The following is a 9,316-nucleotide window of genomic DNA, read 5'->3' as shown; positions in this document are numbered from 1 at the left end:
AAGTAGTGGCCGATGCGGCCTACGACAGTGATGCGTTGCGGGCCCTGATAGCGCAGGCAGGAGCCAAGGCGGTCATTAAGCCGAATCCACGGCGCAAGAACATGCCTCATTTCGACCCAGTGGCCTATCGGCAGCGACACCACATTGAGCAGACGTTCAGCAAAATGAAGCAATTTAGACGCTTAGCCACCCGCTACGATAAGCTGGACCGCACGTTTGACTCCTTTATCTGTCTACGAGTTATCACGCTCTACCTTAATTGAGAACAGCTCCTAGCCCAAATGGTGGTGCATCTGGAATTTGACCGGCTGCCGCTTATTACTCAACTAGATAAAGTGCAGTTGATGACGGATAGGCCTCATTTAACTCTCGCCTATCAAACCCTGCAACGCTACACCCAACTGCTGGCCTCGACGGAAAAAGCGCCATTACTCACGCACCACTACTTTGTGCAAGGTCTGGCTGGATTTCACCTGACCGGTGACATCACAGAGTTAGCCGAGTTCAGTCGCCGCTTTGATTTGCTTCCCCCAGCCGATAAGCAAGGTTACGTCTGGCAGTGGGCTTGTACATTGTTTCGGGCGCAAGAATACCAGCGCGTGCTGGATGTGCTGGAAGAAGCTGATTCAACACTTTTTTCCGACATAGATTATATTCGATATCACGCCTTATTTAAATTAGGTGACCCGCGCGACAAAGAAACTCTGAACAGGCACTTGGAGCGGTTGCAGCGGATAGACACCATCTCATTTGACCGGGTACTCCGTTACCTAGCGGGACACTGCACCAGTTCTGGTGAACGAAACGCGGTTGTGGACGCCTGCCTCACCCGCGGTCAGCTTGATGACCCACTGGTGGAGTGGCTGTTGCGGGCCGAAATTGCCACGCAAGGGACGGAAGAACAGGAGCAATTAGCGCATTGCTTAGCTCAAGCCGAACCTCTGTTACAAGCGGACACTCCCGCAGTGTTCCGCCAGCATTTGGCCTCATTATTCCAGCACGCGGAAAACTACACTCGGTCTGCGGAGATTTTGCAGGGCGCTGAGCAAGCGCCTGGTCCCGTGCACCCTGGAGTGGAAATTATTCGCCTGCGTAACCAGTACCACCTGTTTCAGAATAGTGGTCAACTACGCGACGCGTTACGGGCATGGCGGTTACAGCACGGCGTGTTGCTGGAATTTTGCAGCTGGGAAGTTGAGTTAGCGCACTGGTTGCTCGATTGGGAACGGATTGTAGAAGTTACCAGCGCGCTGAAGGATTCTGTTACCGCTAAAAGCGGGGCTAGGTGGGCTTATTTGAGCGCACTATACAAGTTGGAACGGCCGGAAGAATTGCAAATTGCCTTGGAGGAAGTAGCACAGCGCCCAGAGTTACTGACCTTTGAGCAGTTGCTGGATGCCGCCGCTATGGCCCACCATCAGGGGCTGACTGACTTAGCACTAGAGTTAGTGTTTCCCCTGGCCATGGACCCGGAAAACGTAACGGCCCGGACCCGGTTCTTTGCGTTGTGTGCTCAGGACGAACGGCCACGGACACCCCCCGAGGTCGGCGGTGTAAGCACCGCCGTGCTCTACGCCCTGGATGGCAAACGTCCGCGCCGTCTTTTTATAACGGCTGAGTTGCTGGAAGCCAATCCCATTGCAAAACATCTGCTGGGCCGGCGGGTGGGTGATGCTGTGGAAGTAGAACATGGCATGCGCAACAAGAAAGCGGAACTCCAGGTGCTGGAAGTCAACGATTTCTACGGCGGGCTCTGGCGCGAAATTCACAATGAAATTAACCAGAACGATACGGCACTCCCGTTTGAGTCAATCAGCTTCGGCACCGATAATCCCACCTTCGAAGACATTAACCGCACGCTGCTGGAAGTATTGGGCGAGGGCCAACGGGCACAGCAACAACACGCCAAGCAATTGCTGGACAAATACCGTCGATACGAGGCTACGTTCTTCGAGGTAGCAGCCAATTTGCATAAGGGCAATTTTTTGGAAGCATACCACTGGTTGACTTCTAACCGCGAAGACAGCCCCGGCTTGGTAGTCCTCTCCGAATCGGTTTTTCCGCCGATTGAAAACCTGGCCAGCAAACCCATCGTCTTGGATTGGTCGTCGCTGCCGCTGCTGTACGCACTTTCTACCGAGCAGCAGCTGGCTTTGCCACCTGTGCTGTGGATATCCCAGGTTGTGCTGGAAAACTTACGCGAGCAGGTGCGGGAGAAAAGGCGTAGCAAGCCAGTGGAAATGAGTGTTGAAATTGTGGATGAGCAAGTACGCCCGCACTTTTATCCCCCGGAAATGCACGGGCGGCAGTTAGCCTACCTGGAAAACTTGCTGGCTTGGGCAGAGACGAACTGTAAGTCCCGTCTTGTACCTGAGAAGCTAGACATCATACGCCAAGGGAAGAGTAAGACGGAGCGACAGCGACAGGCTGTAAATTACATGGCCGACACGGCCTGCCTAGCCGGTGCGGAGCACGCAGTAGTAGTATCTGATGACGCCCAGTTACTTGAATTGGCCGCAAAAAGTGGCGCAAAAGTGCTAAGCGCAGAAGCTTTCTTGAAGGCGTATTATCCCGCCCAATTCACTACTTGCCTGCTGCCGGCGCTACTCAGCCGCTCCTACATTGGATTAACGATCAGTGCCCAGGCTTTGCTGCATACGGTTAGGGAAGCCAATTTTTCTTATGAGGGCCTAGCCTTGCAGGCGTTGCGTAACATGGTGCAACGGGTATTTTTTGCGCCTGAACACTTGCAGGAAATAGCCCATTTTGTCCGCGAAATCCTAACCAGTTCAGCGCTCGATTCGAAAACAAGCCGGTATCTGGCTATCAGGGTGCTGACAGCTGCACTTTGCCACACTCGCTTACAAGAAAACACTCTTTCATATGTAGCCACTCGTCTGGATAGAGCTTTTTACTTGCTGCCTTGCTACGTAGAAGAGGTTACCCGCATTCTGAAAGCGGCTTGGCGCTTAGCTGCTATTGTGCAGAGTAAACACGGAAAAAAACCCTAGAACACGCTCTATCACAGAGTTAATTTTTAGTTTCAAATCATGATCTTCAACTGGTCAGCGGCACAGCAACTATTGCAGTAAAGAAGTGTTTGGATGCTATTGGAGCCTTTCCAAAGTGCCTAGGGCTTAAAAACCTCACCGTGTAAACAGCAAAATAACTATGCCTTACTATCTGCCGGACGCGGAATCGTTGCAGGAAATCTTTGGGGAGTACATGGCCCGGGGGCTACAGTTTGACGTGCTGCGCGTGAAGCCTTACCAATGCTATGGGCTGCGGGTGCAGACCGGGCCGGGCCGGCTGGTGGCGCCGCTGTTCTGGCTGCAGCCACAGCATATGCAGACGCCGGAGATGGCGCAGCAGTGGCTGGAGCAGGTGCGCGATACGCAGCTGGCGGCGGTGTACCCGCTGGGGTGAGGCCGCACATCTGGCCGGCAGCAAGTGTAGCGTGCGGGGAACCCAGCGTGACTTTGAAGCTATTTTTTTGGGTAGGCGATTTTGCAAAAAGAGCCTTGGCTGATATAGCCAAGGCTCTTTTTTGCCATGATGCTTTTTAGAGGATGCTAGGTGTTATCCTCTATCGGAGCATTGGGGGCTTCGCGGATGACGGCATTGATACCATTGTCGCGGGACGTGCTGGTGGTGTACTTCTCACCGCGGCCGATGATTTCGCCGTTCAGGGCTTTGTGGTTGAAGCCGTATTGACTGGCGGCGAATGTTTTATCGAACCGTTCGAGTCGACAATTGGCCTTTACCGAGGCAATGCCTTTGAGGCAGTTATCCTTGGTCGTGTAGCCTTCGCCAGACTGGATGATTTCGCCGTTGCCGGCCCGCAAACGATAATAAAACTGGCTGTTGGCGGCACTCTTATAAACTTGAAACTTGCTCATGGTATTGAATTAGTGCGTGGTGGTATAGTTGCGCTGCTCCACCCGGAGGCAACGCCGGACCGCCACGGCCGGGATGATAGTTGGCTACCACCCGACCGTGACGGTCGGTGGCGGCCTTAGCCCGGAATGTTGCGGGGGTCGCGGCCGTGGCTGTCGGAAGCCCGGATTTGGCCGTTGGGGCGGTGGATGATTAGCTCACTGCCGTTGCGGGCAGCTTGCTGGCGACCAACGGCAATGGCCTGGGCCTGGGTAGGCAGCACGACAGAGGCGCGCTGAGCACCGGCAGAGATGACGGCGAAGCCAGTGCTGCGGGGGGTAATGTGGACGTTCCTTTTCATGGGAGTTGTCGGTAGGTTAGGAGGAGTACTGCCCTTATCGGAAGAGCATACCGAGCCAGACAACCGAACGCGAAGCGGGTAATTGCGTAATTACCGTTACTTTCGCGGACGAAATTATCCGTGAGGACGATGAGGGGGGTGGCTACATCCCCGGCACCGGACAGGCGTAACAAAGGCTGAGGTTCCAATTCTTGCTTTGTTGCCGCTGCGCTAAGAGGCCGGCCGTCACATCCCGTGGCGGGCGGTTTTTTTTGTGGGGTGAGGTTGCTAGGTCATGTTGGGTAGGACGCGTCCTAAAAGGTGAAACAAGAAACCACCCGCGTTACGGATTCCGGGCCCCAGCCCGTAGAAAATCCTGGTAGGTGGCATATGGTAAGCGGCTGCCCGCAGCTTTTACCTGCGTAATGAAGGCGTTGCAGTCAGGTACCGTGAGGTGGTTGCCCTGGATGGCCAGGTGCAGAATATCGAACGTGGTGTAATAGGTGATGCGGTGCTGCTCACAATAGGACTTGATGTCGCGCAGGTTGCTGCTGGCAATGTAGTTGCCGCGGAAGCGGGCCATAGCCATGCAGGCGCTTTCGCCCTTGCCGAAGGTGCGCTGGAGGGTGAGATATTCCAACGTCAGCGAGTCGTTGGCATCGGGAAGGCTAACTTGCTCGACCTGGCAGAAGCGAATGAAGTTGTCGATGATGCTATTGAACTTGCGCACTACCCGCAATTCGGTTTCGACCTGGGCCAGCATAGCGAGGCGACCAGGAAAAACGTCGGCCAACAGGGCTATCCGGTCCCCGGCTAAGAAGTGACTTACAACGTCGGCGTCGACCAAAACTTTGGGTAGTAGAGGGGGCATCGGGGATTAGCTAAGCTGCGTCGGGCGTATCGGGGGCGGGGCTGCCGGGCAGCGCGAAATCGTGCAGGAAGGTGGCGTGCTGGGTTTCGGAAATTCGCTCCTGCTCTAACAGCGAAGAAGCCAGCGGCAAGTAGTTGCCGATGGCTTCGCGTTTGTCGGTGCGGTCGTATAGTTCGGTTGAATAGCCCAGGTTGCGGGCTGAGAGAATGACGTTGACGCCGTACTCTTCCTGCTGCTGGGGCTGCATGTAGCCCAGCTCGGAGAGGCGCATAAGCAGGGCTTTGCGGGAGCACTGAAACTCCTGCTCCAGCTGCACCACGGTGGCCAGCGGGAGGCTGGCACCGGCGGGCAGGTCGGCGGCGGCCCCCATGATGCGGTACTTGGGCATGAGCAGACAGGCGGCGAAGTAATCGGCGTTACGCTCTTCGGGGTCGTCCTGCTTATTGAAGCGGGCCGTGTGGCAGAACCGGACGTGAAAATCGGGCTGCACGAAGAGGTGGTAGAGCTCGTGGGCGATGGTGAAATTCTGGCGGCCCCGGGCCACGCTGGTATTCACCAGCATGAACCTTTCGCCGTTTTGTTTGAGGGCCATACCAGAAAGCGCCCCCTCGTCGCCGAGAGGCTTGAAGACCGTGACCACCTGTAGTTGGTGCAGTAATAGCTCAAGGTTGAGTCCCACCTCCTGGCCCAGGCCATGCGTGGCCCGGAACTTCTCGGCCTGGGCCTCAATGGGCTGAATGTTGAATTTGGAGGGGCGTTTCATGGGCTTACTCGGCGTTGTCGAGCCGTTTCATTTTTAAGTAGTTGGTGACAATGCGGCGGAAGCCAGCAATGTGTTCGAGGTCGGTGGGCTGAAAGTCGCCGGCGGCGCGGAAGGCGAAGGCAGCGTTGAGTTCCTGGGCGTGGGTGTCGGGGGCGAGCAGGTCAATGGTATCGATGCCGTAGAGCGTGGCCAGCTTCTCGAGCACTTCGAGGCTGGGCTGACGATTGCCCGATTCGAAATGGGCCAGCGTGACGCGGCCAATGCCGAGGTAACCGGCTAATTGCTCCTGAGTGAAGCCATTGTTCTCTCGCAGTTGCTTGATGGTGAGGCCCAGGCTAGCAGCTGGGGCGGTAGTTGCCATGATGCATGAGATGAAAAAGTGGGGAAGATGGAAGTTGGTTGCTGGCTTTATGTAACAAATATACACTTATCCATTGATAAAAGTTGCTCATAATGTTACAAAGAGCTGAGCGCTACTTCTTTTTTTGCTTTTAAAGCCGTCACCACCGCAACGGCTGGGGAAAGCTCGCCTGAATGAATAGCTTTGCTGAACTGCCAACCGCCACCCCGTGGCGGGATCGGGCTACTTTATTCTGGAGTTTGAATTAATGAATTCGTTACTGTTTGACCGGGTGCCGCGCCCGAAAGTGTTTGAAGACAACCTCTGGGCCGCTGCCGACCGGCTGCGGGCCAAGAGCAACCTGAAATCGAGTGAATACGCCGCCCCGCTGCTGGGGCTGTTTTTTCTGCGCTACGCCACCAACCGGTTTGAGAAGATGCGGGCTGACGCGGACGCGCAGAACGCAGCCAAGCAGACGGGCCGCAACGTGGAAGAGCCGGAGCAGACCTACGTGCGGGTGATTGGCTTCGTGGTGCCCGCGGCGGCCCACTACGATAACACGCTGCTGCAACTGGGCCCCAACGACAGCGCCCCGGAGATGGTGATTAAAGCCATGGAGGCCTTCGAGGAGGCTAACCCGGACGCCGGTATTAAGCTACCCAAGGCTGACTACCGGAAGATACCGGATGATGTGCTGCGGGGGATTCTGCTGGAAATAGCCGGGCTGAAGATTACCGAGGGGGACGTGTTCGGGAAGATCTACGAATACTTCCTGGGCAAATTCGCGCTGAGCGAGGGGCAGAAGGGCGGCGAGTTCTACACGCCTACCTCGGTGGTGCGGCTGATTGTGGAGATTCTGGAGCCGCACACGGGGCGCATTCTGGACCCGGCCTGCGGCACAGGCGGCATGTTTGTGCAGTCGGCCAAGTTTGTGCGCAGCCATGAGGAGGCGGGGCACCTATCGATTTACGGGCAGGAGCAGAAATCGGAAACCAGCATGCTGGCGCGGCTGAACCTGTTTGTGAACGGGTTGAAGAGCGACATTCGGAACGTGGATTCTTCGTTGGCAGAAGGAGCTTACGAGGACGACTACGCAGATACAATGGGCAAGTTTGACTTCGTGATGGCCAACCCGCCGTTCAACGTGGACAAGGTTACGGCAGCAGACATAAACAGCAATGAGTTATTTACAACCTACGGTCCGAAGCTTCCAACTAAAGGAAAAGGCAAGACAGCAGAGATTTATCCTAACGCTAACTACCTGTGGATTTCGCTGTTTGCCATGGCCCTGAACGAGACGGGCCGGGCGGGCTTCGTGATGGCCAATTCGGCCTCGGATGCGCGCGGGGCGGAAGCCGAAGCGCGGGCCAAGCTGGTGCAGGACGGCCTGGTGGACGTGATGGTGACCATTGCCTCAAACTTCTTCTACACCGTGACGCTGCCGGTGACGCTGTGGTTTCTGGACCGGGCCAAGACCGATGCGGCGCACCCGCGCCACGACCAGACCCTGTTTATTGATGCCCGGCGCATTTACAACCAGGTGACGCGGAAGCTGCGCGAGTTTACGGACGCCCAGCAGCAGAACCTGACGGCCATTGTGTGGCTGTATCGGGGTGAGACGGACAAGTTCCAGGCGCTGCGGCAACAGTACGTGGAGGCGCTGGCCACCTGGCGCGATACGGAGGTGACGGACCCGGACTTTGAGCCGGTGCGGCAGTACCGGGGCCTGGACCAGCACCGGGCCACCTATGCTACCGCCCTGGTGGCACTAGCCCAACAAGCCAGCGACTGGCTGGAAAACGCGCAGCTGCTGCTCAGCCAGGACGCTCAGGAGGCGTTGGCGGCCAATGAGGAGTGGGAAAAGATCCTAACGGCGCATGCGCAGCTAACGGCCGACACGCTACCCCCGGACAAAGCCGGTTTGCTGGCTCTGAGCCAGCAGGCAGAAGCCCTGGTGACCTTTGCCGACAAGGTCTTGCGGCCCGCGAAGGACAAGAGCTGGAAGGCAGCCAACCTGCGCGGGGGCCTGCGGCAGTTGGGCGAAGAGCTGGACTTGCTGCTGTTCGTGCTGGAACGGGTGACCTATTTTGAAACTCAACTGGCGTGGCTGGACGGTCATTTCCCCGACGGCGAATACCGCAACGTGGAAGGCTTGTGCTACCTGGCCAGCCGGGAGGATATCAAAGAGCAGCAGTACTCGCTGAACCCCGGCCGCTACGTGGGCGTGGCCCTCGACGACGACGGCCGCACGCCGGAAGAGTTCAAGGAATTTGTGCAGACCCAGGCCGAGCAACTGGCCCGCCTACACGCGGATGCCGACGCCCTACAAGGGCAGATTGCGCAGGAAGTGCGCGTGTTATTTATGGATGTAATGAGGGAGGGCGTAGCGTAATGTGGGAAAAGAAAAAGCTTGGAGACGTTATTAATCTTCAACGTGGACACGATCTTACTCACGCTAACCGATCGGAAGGTGACTACCCAGTGATATCCTCATCTGGTATAGTTTTTAACCATGCTGAATATAAAGCGGCAGGTCCAGGCGTAATTACTGGACGATACGGCACACTTGGTGAGGTTTACTATGTAGAAGGCAACTATTGGCCTCACAACACAACATTGTATGTAGAGGATTTCAAAGGAAGTCATCCGCGTTTCATCTATTACCTACTCCAAACACTAGGGTTAGATAATAACAATGATGCAGGAGCGGTGCCGGGAGTTAACCGGCAGTCCCTACATGCTATACAAATTTCAGTTCCACCCCTACCCCTACAACGCCAAATAGCAGCAGTACTAGGCCGCTACGATGCGCTGCTGGAGAACTACCAGGCGCAGGTAGCGGCGCTAGAAGGACTAGCGCAGGAGCTGTACCGGGAGTGGTTTGTGCGCGGGCGCTGCCCAGGCGCGGAGGCCGGGCCGAATGGGGAACTGCCGGCGGGGTGGGAAGTCAAAACGCTGGATGCTGTTGCTTATGATTCACGCAGGATTGCTAAAATCGAAAAAATTGATCCTGATACGCTTTATGTTGGATTAGGAGCTGTTCTCAATTAAGGTAGAGCGTGATAACTCGTAGACAGATAAAGGAGTCAAACGTGCGGTCCAGCTTATCGTAGCGGGTGGCTAAGC

The 9,316-nt window shown here is 56.2% G+C and carries 10 protein-coding genes; 5 read left to right on the top strand and 5 right to left on the bottom strand.

Annotated features, from left to right (window positions below; all coding sequences use genetic code 11):
* The 3 genes from H145_RS0118930 to H145_RS0118920 form a co-directional block, all read left to right on the top strand.
* A partial coding sequence (locus H145_RS0118930) for an IS5/IS1182 family transposase (RefSeq protein WP_019948457.1) occupies window positions 1–263 on the top strand: 263 nt, incomplete at its 5' end.
* 18 nt (window positions 264–281) lie between these two features.
* Window positions 282–3,011, top strand: coding sequence for a PIN domain-containing protein (locus H145_RS0118925; RefSeq protein ID WP_019949723.1), 2,730 nt, complete (start codon window positions 282–284; stop codon window positions 3,009–3,011).
* 160 nt (window positions 3,012–3,171) lie between these two features.
* Complete coding sequence (locus H145_RS0118920) at window positions 3,172–3,426, top strand: hypothetical protein (RefSeq protein ID WP_019949722.1); 255 nt, start codon at window positions 3,172–3,174, stop codon at window positions 3,424–3,426.
* Between the two features lie 146 nt (window positions 3,427–3,572).
* Here the strand turns inward: H145_RS0118920 and H145_RS0118915 are convergent, their stop codons facing one another.
* From H145_RS0118915 to H145_RS0118895, 5 genes are all read right to left on the bottom strand, one after another.
* A complete protein-coding gene (locus H145_RS0118915; RefSeq protein WP_019949721.1) occupies window positions 3,573–3,899 on the bottom strand; it encodes a YegP family protein in 327 nt (108 codons plus the stop codon).
* A gap of 116 nt (window positions 3,900–4,015) precedes the next feature.
* Window positions 4,016–4,237 carry a DUF2188 domain-containing protein gene (locus H145_RS0118910; RefSeq protein ID WP_026351631.1) on the bottom strand — a complete coding sequence of 74 codons (222 nt, stop codon included), beginning with the start codon at window positions 4,235–4,237 and terminating at the stop codon, window positions 4,016–4,018.
* A gap of 322 nt (window positions 4,238–4,559) precedes the next feature.
* Entirely contained in the window at window positions 4,560–5,009 is a 450-nt protein-coding gene (locus H145_RS0118905) for a hypothetical protein (RefSeq protein WP_157541822.1), read from the bottom strand.
* 88 nt (window positions 5,010–5,097) lie between these two features.
* The gene (locus H145_RS22140) at window positions 5,098–5,850 is read right to left on the bottom strand and encodes an ImmA/IrrE family metallo-endopeptidase (RefSeq protein ID WP_019949718.1); all 753 of its coding nucleotides are present in this window, start codon (window positions 5,848–5,850) and stop codon (window positions 5,098–5,100) included.
* Window positions 5,851–5,854: 4 nt separating this feature from the next.
* Entirely contained in the window at window positions 5,855–6,211 is a 357-nt protein-coding gene (locus tag H145_RS0118895; protein ID WP_019949717.1) for a helix-turn-helix domain-containing protein, read from the bottom strand.
* Between the two features lie 247 nt (window positions 6,212–6,458).
* On the opposite strand from H145_RS0118895, the gene H145_RS0118890 reads away from it, so the two are divergent.
* Window positions 6,459–8,582, top strand: a complete 2,124-nt coding sequence (locus H145_RS0118890) for a class I SAM-dependent DNA methyltransferase (RefSeq protein WP_019949716.1) — start codon at window positions 6,459–6,461, stop codon at window positions 8,580–8,582.
* Window positions 8,582–9,241: a restriction endonuclease subunit S gene (locus H145_RS23550; RefSeq protein ID WP_071595247.1), complete on the top strand. Its 660-nt coding sequence runs from the start codon at window positions 8,582–8,584 to the stop codon at window positions 9,239–9,241. Before H145_RS0118890 ends, H145_RS23550 begins: the two co-directional genes overlap by 1 nt.
* Window positions 9,242–9,316: the final 75 nt, after the last annotated feature.

This window comes from Hymenobacter aerophilus DSM 13606, assembly GCF_000382225.1.
In the GTDB taxonomy this organism is placed as follows: Bacteria; Bacteroidota; Bacteroidia; order Cytophagales; family Hymenobacteraceae; genus Hymenobacter; species Hymenobacter aerophilus.
The sequence above is the reverse complement of the archived record's forward strand: the minus strand, read 5'-3'. Positions and strand labels throughout refer to the sequence as shown.